This is a genomic window from Alteromonas sp. ABH4_457 (genome assembly GCF_056160625.1).
Map to the genome: position 1 here is coordinate 126,265 of NZ_JBSWXN010000003.1, position 16,036 is coordinate 142,300.

11 protein-coding genes are annotated in these 16,036 nt (G+C 50.4%); 6 read left to right on the forward strand and 5 right to left on the reverse strand.

What is annotated here, in order from left to right:
* Positions 1-37: 37 nt before the first annotated feature.
* Positions 38-1,009: a YihY/virulence factor BrkB family protein gene (locus ACXAGR_RS07075; RefSeq protein ID WP_474843632.1), complete on the reverse strand. Its 972-nt coding sequence runs from the start codon at positions 1,007-1,009 to the stop codon at positions 38-40.
* Between the two features lie 152 nt (positions 1,010-1,161).
* Complete coding sequence (locus ACXAGR_RS07080; RefSeq protein ID WP_474848956.1) at positions 1,162-2,289, reverse strand: helix-turn-helix transcriptional regulator; 1,128 nt, start codon at positions 2,287-2,289, stop codon at positions 1,162-1,164.
* A gap of 306 nt (positions 2,290-2,595) precedes the next feature.
* On the opposite strand from ACXAGR_RS07080, the gene uvrD reads away from it, so the two are divergent.
* Positions 2,596-4,767: a DNA helicase II gene (gene uvrD, locus ACXAGR_RS07085; protein ID WP_119499795.1), complete on the forward strand. Its 2,172-nt coding sequence runs from the start codon at positions 2,596-2,598 to the stop codon at positions 4,765-4,767.
* A gap of 72 nt (positions 4,768-4,839) precedes the next feature.
* Positions 4,840-6,084, forward strand: coding sequence for a GGDEF domain-containing response regulator (locus ACXAGR_RS07090; protein ID WP_474848959.1), 1,245 nt, complete (start codon positions 4,840-4,842; stop codon positions 6,082-6,084).
* On the opposite strand, the gene rarD is transcribed toward ACXAGR_RS07090, so the two are convergent.
* Entirely contained in the window at positions 6,060-6,986 is a 927-nt protein-coding gene (gene rarD / locus ACXAGR_RS07095; protein WP_474849485.1) for an EamA family transporter RarD, read from the reverse strand. The two genes, ACXAGR_RS07090 and rarD, sit on opposite strands and share 25 nt — an antisense overlap.
* 113 nt (positions 6,987-7,099) lie before the next feature.
* Entirely contained in the window at positions 7,100-8,437 is a 1,338-nt protein-coding gene (locus tag ACXAGR_RS07100) for a magnesium transporter (protein WP_474848961.1), read from the reverse strand.
* Positions 8,438-8,562: 125 nt separating this feature from the next.
* Between ACXAGR_RS07100 and recQ the strand changes: the two genes are divergently transcribed.
* A complete protein-coding gene (recQ, locus tag ACXAGR_RS07105) occupies positions 8,563-10,407 on the forward strand; it encodes a DNA helicase RecQ (protein WP_474843642.1) in 1,845 nt (614 codons plus the stop codon).
* 26 nt (positions 10,408-10,433) lie between these two features.
* On the opposite strand, the gene ACXAGR_RS07110 is transcribed toward recQ, so the two are convergent.
* Positions 10,434-11,096 (reverse strand): glutathione S-transferase, encoded by a 663-nt coding sequence (locus tag ACXAGR_RS07110; RefSeq protein ID WP_474848963.1) that lies wholly within the window; start codon positions 11,094-11,096, stop codon positions 10,434-10,436.
* 175 nt (positions 11,097-11,271) lie between these two features.
* On the opposite strand from ACXAGR_RS07110, the gene ACXAGR_RS07115 reads away from it, so the two are divergent.
* The 3 genes from ACXAGR_RS07115 (at position 11,272) to ACXAGR_RS07125 (ending at position 15,933) form a co-directional block, all read left to right on the forward strand.
* Positions 11,272-12,699 carry a protein adenylyltransferase SelO gene (locus tag ACXAGR_RS07115; protein WP_474848965.1) on the forward strand — a complete coding sequence of 476 codons (1,428 nt, stop codon included), beginning with the start codon at positions 11,272-11,274 and terminating at the stop codon, positions 12,697-12,699.
* The gene (locus tag ACXAGR_RS07120) at positions 12,687-12,995 is read left to right on the forward strand and encodes a hypothetical protein (RefSeq protein WP_474848967.1); all 309 of its coding nucleotides are present in this window, start codon (positions 12,687-12,689) and stop codon (positions 12,993-12,995) included. Before ACXAGR_RS07115 ends, ACXAGR_RS07120 begins: the two co-directional genes overlap by 13 nt.
* Before the next feature lie 67 nt (positions 12,996-13,062).
* Positions 13,063-15,933 carry an EAL domain-containing protein gene (locus ACXAGR_RS07125; protein WP_474848969.1) on the forward strand — a complete coding sequence of 957 codons (2,871 nt, stop codon included), beginning with the start codon at positions 13,063-13,065 and terminating at the stop codon, positions 15,931-15,933.
* The last annotated feature ends 103 nt before the right edge of the window (positions 15,934-16,036 follow it).

Consider the following 16,036-nt stretch of genomic DNA (forward strand, 5'->3'; position numbering starts at 1 on the left):
AGCGCTCAATGCGCTCCATTTTTTGTCCGCGTACTGATCACTTCGTCTGACTATCGGAAGGTGAATGGTCAGCTACGTAAGCCCCACGCTCTCCTTTCGGTTTTTCCTCGCCGGCAGTGCTGTCTTTATCGGTCTGGTATTCGGTAGCTGAATTGAGTTCCGCGCCGAGCAAAATGATGTAAGCACTCAGATAGAACCACATCAGCAGGATAACAATCCCTCCCAGCGATCCGTAGGTTTTGTTATACGAAGCAAATTCGTTCAGATACACAGAAAACGCAAAAGACGCAATCACCCACACCAGCGAAGCAAACGCCGAGCCTACGGTTACCCAGCGCCATTTTGCCGGTCTCCGGTGGGGTCCGTACCGGTATAGTGCTGCCAGTGCGACATTAAACAGGAATATAAGTACAGGCCATGTGAGCCAGGTTGCCGCCTTTTCGTTCAGTACAGAACCGGCTAAGTAGCTTATCCACTCGGGCAACACAGAAATACACAGTAATGCGGCGATCACGAAGGCGATAATACCAATGGTCAGTACCAGCCGCGCCAGCAAACCTTTCAGAAACATCCTGCCGTGAGGTTCGTTGTACGTAATGTTGCACGCCGTGATTAACGCATTCGCACCTTTACTGCTGCTCCAGATTGTCAGCAGCAAGCTCAGAGAGACCCCCCAACTGAGCGCAAAGTCAGAATTTCCGGTGAGTTTGGTCAGTTGCTCCTCAACAATGTAACGGCTGTCAGCAGGCACCACATCCACCAGATGTGCCATGTGGCTTTGCAACTGTTCCGGTGTGACCAGCAAACCATACAGAGAAATAACGGCAGTAAGCAACGGGAATACGGCGAGCAGGAAATAGAAAGCCACTCCGGCGGCCACCAGCGATAAATTATGAGCATTTTGTTTGCTGTATGTGCGTTTAAGGATTTGCCACCACGCCAGCAAAGAAAAATCTGTCAGGGATGTGGCATCGGTGGAAGATGCCTCGCGGGATTTGAAAAGTTGCACTGCTCGCACGCTCCGGAGTCGAAGATATGCATTTCATACGTACTTTACAGCAGATGGTGCAAACCAGTGTCCGAAAACACCATGCAAGGCGATAGCGGTTACTCCTCTTACGACAAGCACCACGACAACAGATTTAAGAACAGGCAGACAGATTAAGCGAACTTCGGTGCGGTACCGGAAAACATGGCCAGCTTATCAATAAGGTTTTCTTCATTTTTAACGCCCATGGCTTTTATCAGACGTTGTACCTGAATATCCACCTCACCGGTAGTCAGTCCCGCAGCCGCTGCAATATCACGGTAGGAAGCGCACTTATACAACATGCGCGCAATCAATACTTCCCGCTTGTTAAGCGCGTAGCAAGACTGAATGTTCTGCCAGTCCGGTTTTCCTCTGGATACAATATTTACAACGGCTAACGGCTCACGCCGCTCCTCTTCTGCCTGAGAGGCAAGCCGGTGAATATGGAAGATTTCAATCACGTCCACGTTATCATCAACAACGTGCACCACTTCGTCCTTCTCAGCGCCTGATAGGCAAGCTTGAACTTTGTCGCAAAAACGGGTGTGCTGATGTGGCATGGCAAAAACAAGGCGTTTTTTGTTGAGCGCAACGGCTTTACCTGAATTCAGGTATTGCTCTGCCTGACTGTTACAGGCCTGCACCCTTAACTGGCTGTCACACACCACAAATGCCGTTTTAATGTGTTCGTAAACGCCCTGCGCCAGTTGTCTTTGCTGACGAAATATTTCTTCATCACGGAAGAAACGGGCTGCGCGGACAAAGTGCGGCACTAAACGTTTGAAAGCAACTTCTTCGTATTTTGAAAAATCGTCATCCTGCTCCGGACGGCATACACCAAGATATGCTTCGTAGCGTTCGTCCCGCAACACCAGTGCTGCCAGTGTTTTTTCTGCATCCAGCGGAGTCAGTACTTTCCCTGCAATAGCTGTAAAATATTCTGAACTTCGAAATGCGGGTGAACAGGTATCAAAGATATCCCCTTCATGAAGCCGGAAGAAAAAAGGTTTCAGGGCGGAGAGTGAAGATAAATCTACTTCAGGTGGAAAGGACGGGCAACCGTCACCGGCGGTCTTCATACGCCAGGCAACTTCTCTGTCGTTGATCACATCGCGAAGTACGAGAAATGTTTTGTTGGCCAGAAACACTTTATTGCACTGCGCCAGCACTCTGCCCCATTTACGGGTGAGTGCTGCGTCATAAATTTCGATAATCAGTTTATCGAAATCAATGGTTTCGTTATCTACGTTGTAATCCATGACTATCCCGTCATTTAAGGCGCAAAAAGGGCAAGGTTTCCTACCCTCCGCGCATAGCCATTTTATTTACGCTACGCACCCGACACCTTGAATACTATTTCCTGTGTGAATAGCACTGTACAGGTAAACTCTAACAAAGTGTATATTTTCCACACACTTAGCCTTTAGTCTAATTTTGAGACTTCTTTTTAACATCAGTCACATGGCACGGTAGAATAGTGATTCCCTTTGCCTTACTGTATAAATTCACAGCCTGCTCTGGCATAATCTGCCGGTCTGAAATTAATTACGCTGGTGATCTGCCCGATGGATGTATCTTTACTTCTCGACGACCTAAATGACAAACAACGCGAAGCCGTTGCTGCCCCTCAGTCGAACATGCTGGTGCTTGCAGGCGCCGGTAGTGGCAAAACACGGGTACTGGTTCACCGCATCGCCTGGCTGATGGAAGTAGAGAACATCGCGCCATTTTCAATTCTGGCGGTAACCTTCACGAATAAAGCAGCCAAGGAAATGCGCGGCCGGATTGAACATCTGATGAAGCGCAGCATGCACACCATGTGGATGGGTACCTTCCACGGCCTGGCGCATCGTCTACTCAGAGCACATCACGCCGAAGCCGGCTTGCCGGAAAATTTCCAAATTCTGGATTCTGACGACCAGTACCGGCTGATCCGCCGTATTCTGAAAGCGCTGAATCTGGATGAGAAACACTGGCCGCCAAGACAGGTACAGTGGTACATCAATGGCAATAAAGATGAAGGCTTAAGACCCCAGCACATCGATACCCATAACGATCATACCCAGCAGAAGATGCGCGATATTTATGCGGCCTACCAAGAGTCCTGTGACCGCTCCGGGCTGGTTGATTTTGCCGAACTGCTTTTGCGGGCGCATGAGTTGTGGGCCCGTAATCCGGAGATTCTGGCTCACTATCAAAAACGTTTCCGTGCGGTACTGGTCGACGAATTCCAGGACACCAATAACATTCAGTATGCCTGGCTTCGCATGCTGTGCAGCACCGGCGAAAACACCATAATGATCGTCGGCGACGACGATCAGTCAATTTATGGCTGGCGGGGTGCAAATGTCGATAATATACATAAGTTTCTGAAGGACTTCCCGAAGCCGGAAACCATCCGTCTTGAACAGAATTACCGCTCCACCAGCACAATTCTGAAAGCCGCAAACGCGGTGATCGACAACAACACCGGCCGGCTCGGCAAAGAGCTCTGGACTGACGGTGCTGACGGTGAACTGGTATCTGTATATGCCGGTTTCAACGAACTGGATGAAGCCCGCTTTATTGTGTCGCAAATTAAAAGCTGGCTGCAGCAGGGTAATGCCCTGAGTGAAAGTGCCATTTTATACCGCAACAATGCCCAGTCCCGTGTACTGGAAGAAGCGCTGTTGCATGAAGGACTGGCTTACCGGATTTACGGTGGTCTGCGATTCTTCGAACGCCAGGAAATTAAAGATGCGCTGGGTTATCTGCGCATGGTTAACCACCCTCATGATGACGCTGCCTATGAGCGGGTAGTTAATACACCCAGCCGCGGCATGGGTGAGAAAACCCTGTCAGCTATCCGTGAGACGGCCAGAGCGCACAACTGCTCGTTGTGGCAGGCCAGTAATTTGTTACTTACCGACGGTTCCCTGAAAGGACGTGCAGCTAACGCCTTGCAGAGTTTTATTGTACTGATAACCGATCTTGAACAGGCAATGGCAGATTTACCACTGGAAGAACAGGCCGACAAAGCTATCAAACATTCCGGCTTATATGCCATGTATCAGGCTGAAAAAGGTGAAAAAGCACAGGCACGCCTGGAAAACCTTGAGGAACTGGTCACAGCTTGTAAGCAGTTTATCGTGCCGGAAGAAGCCGATGAAATGACGCCGCTGAGTGCATTTCTGGCTCATGCCTCACTGGAAGCCGGTGAAACACAGGCTGACACCGACCAGGATGCGGTTCAGATGATGACCATTCACACCGCCAAAGGCCTGGAGTTTCCGCTGGTTTTTATGGCCGGTGTTGAAGAAGGCATGTTCCCCAGCCAGATGACCAATGATGAGCCCGGCCGTATGGAAGAGGAACGCCGTCTGGCCTACGTGGGTATGACACGGGCCATGAAAAAGCTCTTTATTACCTATGCGGAAAGCCGCCGGCTTTATGGTCAGGACAAGTATCACACGGCGTCACGGTTTATCCGCGAAATTCCTTCGGAATGCGTGGAAGAAGTACGGCTAAAATCAACTGTATCCCGCCCTGTTCATAACCGCTTTTCAAGGGCAACGTCTCACGAAAGTTTTGAACAAACCGGGTTTCAGTTGGGTCAGCGTGTCATGCACCGCAAATTCGGTGAGGGCGTGGTACTGAACTATGAAGGTTCCGGCGATCACGCCAGAGTGCAGGTGAATTTCGACGAATTCGGCAGCAAATGGCTGGTACTGGCCTATGCTAAATTGCAGCCACTCTAAATTTCACCTGCGGTCAGCCGATATTATTTAATTAACCGCTAAAGCAGCGATTTCATTCAACTGAGGCACGATATGCAAAGAAAAGTACTGGTCATTGAAAATAGCCAGAAAAGCTTGCAGCTCGTGTCCAAACTGGTGAAAAAAGCCGGTTTAATTCCCGAAGGGGCAAATTCTCTCAGCGAGGCACAGATGCGCTTTTCTGCGTCCATGCCTGAAGAATATCTTTGTGCCGTGGTAGCCTATGCGCTGCCTGATGCTCCTCACGGAGAAGCCATTGATTTCACCATCAATGCTTTTGTGCCCACCATTGTCGTTACCGACAACGCCAGCGACGATACCCGCAAAGCGATACTCAGCAGAGAAATTGTGGATTATCTGGTAAAGGAAAATCATCAGATCTATGACTATCTGAGCCGCCTTCTGGCCAGACTCGATAAAAACAAAAGTGTGGGTGTACTGGTGGTGGACGACAAGCGCAGCAGTCGTCAGGCCATGGTTTCCCTGCTCCGCCGACATAACTTCCTGGTCTACTCAGCCAGCGGACAAGCGCAGGCGCAGGAGCACCTTGCTGAACACCCCTACATTCAGTTGATGCTCATCGACTATAGCATTGATGATGACCAGGGCGTCCAGTACATTGCGGAATTACGCCGCGCATATGCTAAAGAAGAAATGGCGATTATCGGTATTGCGTCAGGAAAATCCGGTATTTTGCCGGCAACATTCCTCAAAAGCGGTGCCAATGACTTTCTGCGCAGCCCCTTCTGTCACGAAGAGTTTCTGTGCAGGGTGATGCAAAACCTTGAATTGCTGGAAAGCGTGGAAACCATCCGCCGGGTCGCCAATTCTGACTATCTGACAGGCCTGCCGAACCGCCGTCACTTTTTCTACACGGTAGCCACCCGCTACCGCCAGCATGTGGAACGCCAGTCACTGGCCCTTGTAGACCTTGACCATTTCAAACGCATTAATGACACCTACGGCCACGATGCCGGTGATGCCGTGCTGAAAACGGTGGCAGAGTTAATCAGCTCGCTGTTTAACGATGTACCGGCAGCACGATTCGGCGGTGAAGAGTTCTGTATTTATCTGCCGGATATGGCATCTGAAGATGCCCTCAGGCGGATTGAAAATTTCCGCGCGGTAGTTGCAGAAACTCCGGTACTCTACAAAGATAAGTTGCTTAGTGTGACAGCGAGTATCGGATTAATCAGTGCTTTCGATGACAACCTTGAAACCCTGCTCGGCGATGCAGACAAACTGCTTTACACCGCCAAATCTCAGGGTCGTAATCAGGTTTGCTCCCGCGCAATCTGAAGCTTTTTACGTTGCTGACGGTAGGCCCGCAACGAATCGGTACTGAATACCACCAAAGCCAGCCACACAAAAACAAATGTAACCATTTTGGTCATATCAAAGGGCTCGCCGTAAACAAACAGCGCCAGCATAAACATGATTGACGGTCCGATATACTGGAAGAACCCCAGCGTGGAATACATGATACGGCGGGCTGCGGCAGTAAAGCACAGCAATGGCGCAGTGGTTACAATACCCGCCGCAAACAGCAGTGCATTAAGTTGCCAGTCATTATGCAACATATTGCTGTGTTCACTGGCAAACCCTACCCAGTAAATCAGCGCGAAAGGTAACAACAGGGTTGTTTCAATGAAGAGTCCGGGCAATGAGTCCACCGCCACTTTCTTTCTCAACAAACCATACACACTGAAAGTCATCGCCAGCACCAGCGCAATCCAGGGAAGTTGACCATAAGTCACAATGAGAATAGTGACGCCGGTTGCAGCCAGACCAACCGCCACTTTCTGCGCCGGACGCAACACTTCACCCAGGAACAAACGGCCGAAGAACACATTGATCAGCGGATTGATATAGTAACCCAGACTGGCATCAAGCAAATGGTCATTGTTGATCGCCCAGATAAAAAGCAGCCAGTTTGCTCCCAGAAGTAAACCCGCAAAAAACAGCACCTGCATCACTTTGCGGCTGCGCAGTGCTGCCATCACCTTTGGCCCTTGCTTCAGTGCCAGCACTAACACCAGCAGAATGACCGCAGACCAGATAATTCTGTGCATCAGCACATCCATGGCCGGCAGAACATGAAGCTGTTTAAAATAGACCGGCGCTACGCCCCACATCATGTAGGCCGTGATGGCACAAATTACACCGGTACGGGTAGCGCGGGATGCTGCAAGGCTTTGCAAGTCGTTCAATGACGTTCCTTGTTAGAAGAGAAAGTTACATTGTCTCCTGCCGGTACAAACCGAAGCAAGTCTGTACCGGTAAAATGCCGGGCACTTATGATGGTCTGCCGGCGCTAGAGCAGAAACAGGGTACCCAGACCAAGAAAGGCAACAAATCCTACAATATCGGTCACGGTGGTGAGGATCACCGAGCCGCTGAGCGCAGGGTCGATATTCAGTTTTTCCAGCAACACAGGCAGAAATACACCGGCCAGGGCTGCTGACACGATGTTCACCAGAATTGCCAGACAAATCACCACGCCCAGCGCCGCACTTGAGAACCAGAAAGAGGCCACTATGCCAATAATGATGGCCCAGATCACGCCGTTCAGGCCGCCAACTTTAAGCTCTTTCATCATCAGGGCACGGAAGTTAGCTTTGGTTACCTGCCCAAGTGCCAGACCACGGACAATCAGTGTGAGTGTCTGGCTGCCGGCAATGCCGCCCATACTGGCAACCACCGGCATCAGCACCGCCAGTGCCACAACCTGTTGTAACGTGCCTTCAAACATACCGATAAACCAGGACGCCAGAAACGCTGTGAGCAGGTTGATACCCAACCAGAGTGCACGGTTGCGGGCACTCTTCGCGACAGGCGAGAATAAATCCTCGTCTTCATCCATACCGGCAGATGCCATCACCTGACGTTCATAATTTTCATTCACCAGCTCACTGGCGGACGTTACATCCAGCCGTCCCAGTAACTTATTGCAGTCATCCACCACAGGTAATGATGCAAAGCCCGAACGTTGTAATTGCAAAGACGCCGCGGTGGTATCGTCGGTCCCCTTAAGCACAGGCATATTCTCAACCGTCAACTCCACCAGAGGCACATGCTCCGGCGCGCCGAACACTTTGGTTAGCTTTACCGCTGCTGAAAACTGACCGGAGCGGTTGGTCAGAAAAAGGGTGTCACAGTGCCCCGGCACATTACGGCGGATAAGCCGCAATGCATCACGCACTTTTGCGTTGATAGGCAATACCAGTTGTTCGTGGGAGAGCCAGTGACCGATTTCGTCATCACTGAACTGTGTCGCTTCACGGAAGAATACCTGTTGCTGGGTATCCAGTGCTTTAAATGCGAGATCAATCAACCGTGACGGCAGTGAATCCATCAGTTCCAGCAGTGATTCAGCTTCGATGTCGGCAAACATCAGTGACCATTCACTGTCAGGCGTGGCGTCGATGAGGATTTCCCGCGGATCGCTACGCATCTCTACCAGCACGTCGATTTTTCTGTCCCGGGGCAAGCCTTCCCAGGTGGCAATCCGGTGCTCTACCGGTAACGATTCAAGGACTGTTGCAACAGAAACATCGTCTTCACTGGCCAGTGTGGTTAATACGGCAGCGGGATCGTCGTTTTGCGCCTCTGATACGAGTTCTTCAATCAGATCGGGTAACGGTTCAGCCATATTACTCTCCTTCACATTCGATGCTGCTGATGTTAGCTTTTTTTTCCGCTAACACAACAACATATAGCAAACTGTACTGCAAATGCCGTGAACACTTGCGCGAAAACACGTAAAATCCCCCGGCAATGACGATTATCGAATCCCCCACCCCTGAAAAATTGCCGGAAAGCGATACTGCGACACCTCTTGAAGTGCTGTCGAAGGTATTCGGCTACAACAAATTCAGAGACGGCCAGGAAGCCGTTATCAATGCGGTGGTTGATGGCCGGGATGCTCTGGTGTTATTACCCACAGGCGGCGGTAAATCCCTTTGTTACCAAATTCCTGCGCTTGTTAGAGAAGGGGTTGCGGTAGTAGTTTCTCCATTGATTTCACTGATGCAGGATCAGGTCGAACAACTGCGGGAAGCCGGGGTGAGTGCTGCGTACATCAACTCCACACAGGATCAGGAACAGCAGCAATCAGTACTCAGCCGCATTACCGGTGGCACGTTGCAACTGTTATACGTCTCGCCGGAAAAATTGCTCACTTCCTGGCTGATGTCTTTTCTGCAGTCGCAAACGGTTTCACTGTTTGCCGTGGATGAAGCGCACTGTGTGTCTCACTGGGGTCATGACTTCAGACAGGATTACCGTGCTCTCGGTCTGCTGAAACAACGTTTTCCCTCTATTCCGGTAATCGGATTAACCGCCACGGCAGATGCAGCCACACAAGCCGATATTCTGGTGCAGCTTAATCTTCAGGATCCGTTTGTATACAAAGGCAGCTTCGACCGGCCGAATATCCGCTACCGTGTCATGCCCAAATATAAAGCCTTTGACCAGGTACGGGATTACGTAAAACAGCAGGATGGCAGCGGTATTATTTATTGCAACAGCCGCGCGAAAGTGGACGACCTTCATGCAAAACTACACCGCGAAGGCATCAGCTGTGCCGCCTATCATGCCGGTAAAGATGCAGACGAGCGGGAATATGTTCAGCGCCGTTTTCTGAATGATCAGGTGGACATTGTCATTGCCACCGTGGCTTTCGGTATGGGCATTAACAAATCTAACGTGCGGTACGTGGTGCATCATGATGTACCGCGAAGTATTGAAAATTACTATCAGGAAACAGGCCGGGCCGGACGTGACGGGCTGGAGTCTGAAGCCATGCTGTTGTTCGATGAAAAAGATGCCGCCAGGGTACGCCAGTGGATTGACCAGGGAGAAGCAACGGACCGGCTGGATGTGGAGATTCAAAAGTTTGCGTCAATGGAAGCATTTGCCGAAGCGCAAACCTGTCGCCGTCAGGTGCTGCTGAATTACTTTTCTCAGTACAGTGATACCGCCTGTGGCAACTGCGATATATGCATTGACCCGCCGAAGCTGATTGACGGGCTGGTTATCGCCCAGAAGATCCTGTCCTGTATTTTACGCCTGAATCAACAGGCCGGTTCGCAATATGTTATCGACGTGATACGGGGCAAGGCACTGAAGCGCATTCAGGAAGCCGGCCACCACCAGCTCAGCACCTATGGTATTGGTAAAGAAAAGCCTGACGGATACTGGCACAGTATGATTAACCAGTTAATCCACAAAGGTCTGGTGAGAGTCGATTTAACCGCCGGTGCCATGCTCAGACTAAACGAGAATGCCCGTTCTGTACTTAAAGGGGAAGTCCCTCTTGAACTGGCAGTGCCAAGGCTCAGCTTTAAACCTGATGCACGGGTAAGTAAAGCGCCCGCTGTTTACGATAAAGCACTGTTCAAGCGCCTTAAGCATTTGCGTAAGTCACTGGCTGAAGAGCACAGCGTACCGCCTTACGTTATTTTCAGTGATGCAACGCTGGCAGATATGGCGGCGAAAACCCCGACTACGGTTAACGATTTCCTGGATATCAGCGGCGTGGGTAAAACCAAACTGGAACGCTATGGTGAAGCGTTCCTGCAGATGATAAACGATTATCTCGAAAGTACTCTGAACGACTGAGCCGGCACACCGTTACCTCTGAAATCTCAGGCATAATCGTACTCACCGCCTTTTTCCAGCGCCCGCTGATAGGCAGGCCGGTCATGAATTTTTTTCACCCACGCCTTAATCGCCGGATAATCATCAGCCTGCCCCATGGCAACCAGTGTTTCCAGCGGAAACAGCATCTGCACATCAGCGCCGGTGGGTTCCGTACCTGCGAACCAGGCATGATTCTGCAGATGGGACTCGGTGAATTTTAAACTCTGGATAAGATTCGGCTTGTAGTAAGCGTCCATAATGCCGTCGAGGATTTTTTTCGCCAGTGGTCTTAACAGCGCCGGTACTTTCTGTTTTGCTTTTGAGAACACCAGCATCGCCACTCTGGGAGGCATCAGCGATCCCTCAGCAAAATGCAGCCAGAACAGATATTGCTGGTAGCTACTTTCTTCCTCCGGCACAGCAAATGCGCCATTTCCGTAATGCCGCACCACGTATTCAACAATGGCGCCGGACTCTGCCAGAGACACATTCTCAGTGGTCAGAACCGGAGAACGGCCAAGTGGATGTACCGCTTTCAGCTCCACCTGCGCAAGACCCGTCTTCGCATCCCGCTGGTATTTCTCCAATTTGTACTCAACATTCAGCTCCTCCAGTAACCAGAGTAACCGTTGCGACCGCGAATTATTTAAATGATGAATCGTTAACACGTCTCAATACTCCTTGTTGAGTGGGATTGCCGTGGTTAGTGGGATTATTATTGATTACGCTCTCTTCCGGGGCTGAGTTTATAATTAATTTTTAGTAATCTACATAGCCTGATGTTAACTGGAAATCAGTATCAAAACACATCAGACTAATTTTCCCGAATTTCTTAAGGCCCCCATGAAGCTTACTCACAGTTATGCCAGCGCACTGTCATCCATGGTTTCCCCTGTAAAACCGGCAGTGCTTAAGCAACAACAATTGCGCCTGGTGAACCGGCCACTGGCGGCACAATTGGGCCTGCCTGAGGCATGGTGGACAGATAATCACATTACCACGTTACTGGCGGATGAAAGCTCAGCACTTTGCGAAAGCGCAGTGGCTCAGAAATATGGTGGTCATCAGTTTGGCCAGTGGAACCCTTTTCTTGGCGACGGCCGCGGCTTACTGCTGGCAGAAGCGGTGGATACAGAAGGCAAAGTAACAGACCTGCACCTCAAAGGCGCCGGTCCGACACCTTATTCCAGAGGCGCAGACGGCCGCGCGGTATTACGCTCAACGATCCGCGAATACATTGGCGGCGAAGCATTGCATGCCCTTGGTATTCCCTCATCACGAAGTTTGTGCCTCTTCAGCAGCGCAGAAACCGTTTTCCGGGAGCAGCCGGAACAGGGAGCGATGATGATCCGCACCTGCCCAAGTCACATACGCTTCGGGCATTTTGAATACTTCTTCCACAGCGGCGCAAAAGACAAGCTCAATGCACTGTTTGACTACACGTTGGCTACCCACTTCCCGGAATGCCTCGATGCTGCAAATCCTCATCTGGCCCTGCTCACGGCCATCACTTTACGTACCGCACGGCTGATTGCGTTGTGGCAAACTCACGGTTTTGCCCATGGCGTGATGAATACCGACAATATGTCTGTGCACGGGATTACCTTTGATTACGGGCCTTACGCATTTATGGACGGGTTTAAGGCTGATGCCGTCTTTAACCACTCTGATCATCAGGGACGCTACGCATTTGATCAGCAACCTGGTATTGGCCTGTGGAATCTGAACGTACTGGCGCACTGCTTTTCTGACCACTGCTCCGTAGACGAAATCCGCTCTGCTCTGCAACGCTACGAACCGGCGTTTATCAGTCAGTTCGGCAATGCGATGTGCCGGCGGATGGGACTGGAAAGCACCTCTCCCTCTTCCATGCCTGTGGTTAATCAGTGGCTTAATATGCTGGAACAGCAACTGTCAGACTACACTTTTTCTTTTAGAAAGTTGGCACTTACAAACCTTGCAGATTCACGCTGTCCGCTACGTGATGATTTTGCTGATCGTGAAACGTTTGATAACTGGTGGCAAAATTACCGTTCATTACGATTTGAACAGACAACGCAGCCTGAGGATATCCGCCCGTTTAATCCGGCGGTGATCCCGCGAACCCATCTTCTACAACAAGCCATTGAAGATGCAGAAAGCGGCGACTTTACAACCTGTGAGCAATTGCTGGAGGCATGTATTTCGCCCTTCGATACGCGATGGGACAGCCACCCTTTCAGTACACCATCAAAACAAACCCGCGGAGGTATGCTGTCGTGCAGCAGTTAACAGCAGAAGCTCTGAAACAACAAGCCAAAAGGCAGGACGAACTTATTTTACTGGCGTTTCCCCTGCCTGATACACCGGCCAGAGCAACCCATTTTGCTAACCGGTTAGGTGCACTACTGGATGCTGTGCCCCAGCCTCCTGAATGGGGCGCAGATCGTATGCAGGTTATTTATTCTGCCGGAGAATTACGTTTTCTCCTTTGCATTGAATGGTTATGTGATGCCATGTGGCTGGAGCCCGCTGGCGGCGTCGCGAGTAATACAGACACTTTATGGCAGCGCATCAACTCAAAATAGGATTCGTGATCCTGCAAGGTTTGTATTAGTATAAAAAACAATCAAAACAAGATGGTGCGAGCAGGGAATGAGACGTGCTGAGCGGGCGGGAGCCGGCAATTTTTTTGTCACAGTGTTACTGATAGTTACCGGGCTGTTATTCAGTCCGCTGTGCAGTATTGCCGCCGATAAACTTCTATCCCGCGATTTTGTGTCAGTCAACCTGAATGCCGAAGTACCGGTTTATGTTGCCGGCGACAACCTCACCCCCTCAGAAGCCCTGAAGAACCGCTCAAACCTGCCTGTCAGCGATTCATTAATGCCCCTTGAGGATGGCGAGGCGTTATGGCAGTTCATTGATGTCCATTCCGTTCTCGACCGTGCGTCGTCACTGGTAGTCAGTATTGAAAAGCCCGGCGTTGATGAGGCCGGTGTCTACACGCTGGACGCCCGTGGCAACCTGCTAAGCGCCACGGTTTTAACCGCATCTGAACCGGCAGCAGAGTATTACCGGCAGGGCGCACTGGTTATTCCTGTAACCTTACAGGCCGGTGTCACTACCACACTGGCTGTCAGGTTGAAAGATCATGGCTTCCGCGCATTTCCGGTGTATTTATGGGACACCCAAAAGCTGGCGGAGCGGCAACAAAATAATTTACTTCTTTTCGGCCTTACCACAGGTTCACTGACCGTGCTGTTCGGCTATTTCTTGCTGACCTGGTTGTATAAACAAACCCGCAGCAGATTCTGGCTGTCAGCACTGGCCGCAAATTGCCTGTTAATTCTGGTCTGGGTGCAAGGGGAACTGGTTATTGCCAGCGGCCTGCAACAACACTTTGAAATTATATTCACTCTGCTGATGCTGATGGTGTGTTTTGTTCTTTTGAAGCTGACCCGCCACTTCTTCACCCGTGTGCCTCAGCGTGTCCATCTTCTGCAAAGTATCGCCCTTGGCGCACTGGCTATTGCCGCACTGGCATTAGGTAATCCGTTCTTCACGTTCAGTACAGGCTGCTTTGCAATGCCTGTATTTACCACTCTGTTTGCCCTTGAAGCACTGATATATCGCGATCGCCGTATTCCGTCCCTCACCTTCATATACCTGCTGGCCTGGGGGCTGTTCATGGTGGCGTTTACCCATTGTTTTTCTAACATGGTAAACGGGATATCTTTTGACGATGTGTCACCGGTCCCGGAAATCCTTATCGTGGTGCTGTCGGTGATGGCACTGGGAATTGGTGCTGAAATACAAGAGCGCACGGTGAGTGATGATCAGCTCTCTACCCAGCGCCGCCGGATATCTGATCTCCAGCGCTTTTACGATCTGTTCCGCACTGCCGCAGAAGGGCTGTATACCTCTACCCTTGATGGCAAGCTCAAAACGGTCAACCCTGCTATGTGTGCCGTATTTGGCTATGACAGTGAAGGCGATATGCTCAAATCTGTCACCAACACAGCCACCTTCTATGCAGATGAAAATGACCGTAAGGCGCTGGTCGCCGAGTTGCTTGAGAAAAATGTGATTCTGGGAAAAGAAATCCGCGGTACCCGGGCTGATGGCAGTGAGTTCTGGTTTTCTCTTTCCTGTCAGTTAAAACGGGAAAGTGACGATATTTACCTTTATGGTTCGGTATTTGATATCACCAGCCGCAAAGAAATGGACCTGAGCCTGCAATACCTCGCCAGCCACGATTCCCTCACCGGCGCGATGAACCGCAGAGAATTTGAATTGCAACTGGCCAGCGCGATGCAGGCACGTAAAGAAAACTCTCCGCCGGTTATCCTGCAATACCTCGACCTGGACAGATTTAAAACAGTTAACGATACCTGTGGTCATAAAGCAGGTGACAGACTCATTAAAGAAATTGCCAGCCTGCTGAAATCCACATTAGGCAACCGGGGCCTGCTGGCCAGACTGGGAGGCGATGAATTTGCGGCTTTATACACAACTGAAACAGAAGAATCAGCATTCTTGTGTGGTAACAAGATGCTGAATGCGGTGCAGGCTTACCGGTTTGTATGGGATAACCAGGTATTTAACCTGGGTGTCAGTATCGGCATGGTGAACAGTGATCAAATCGATGCCAGTGCGGAGCATCTGTTAAGTCTGGCAGATAATGCCTGTTATATGGCCAAGCGGAACGGCAGAAATTGCATACATCAGTTAAAAGGCAATGATGAAGCGCTGCAACGTTACACCGAAGAACTCGACTGGGTAAAACGCATTCAGTCTGCCCTGCAATCCGGCGGCTTTGAACTTTATTACCAGCCGCTCATGCCTCTGCAAACGGAAGCCGGCGGTGATTACTTTGAGATTCTTGTACGTATGAAGGGGGACCGGGGCCAGATCTACGAACCGGCAGCATTTCTGCCAACAGCAGAAAGATACGATCTTTCTCCCCTCATCGACCAGTGGGTTGTTACCCATACGCTCAGCTGGCTGGGAGCGCATCCTGTTCAACTGGCTAACCTTGCCCAGTGCAATATTAATTTGTGCGGCACGGCACTGGCAGATGAAAATCTGAAACTGCAAATCCTGAAAGCCTTTGAGCAACACAATGTGCCTTACAGTAAAATTTGTTTTGAAATTACTGAAACGGCCGCCATTGTGCAGATGGACAGAACATTAGAATTTATCCGCACTTTTAAACAGTTAGGCTGTAAATTTGCCCTTGATGATTTTGGTACCGGATTCTCGTCCTACGGCTATTTACGGGATTTGCCTGTTAATTGCGTGAAAATTGATGGCAGCTTTGTTCAGGACATGCATACCAGTCCGGTGAATAAGGTACTGGTGTCGTCTATCAATGATGTGGCCAAGGCCATTGGCATGTCGACAGTCGGCGAATACGTAGAAAGCGCGCTGGCGATGGAATCCCTGCGTGCCATTGGTGTGGATTTCGCTCAGGGTTTTGCAATTGCTCACCCCGCTCCGCTGGATAATTTTGTCAGGTTGTGATACTCAGCACTAATCCATAAACAATTGCTATAATGCTCAGGCGCTAATCTTGTAAAATAGCACATCATCCCCACATTATCGTGGATGTAACAGCAGGCATAGA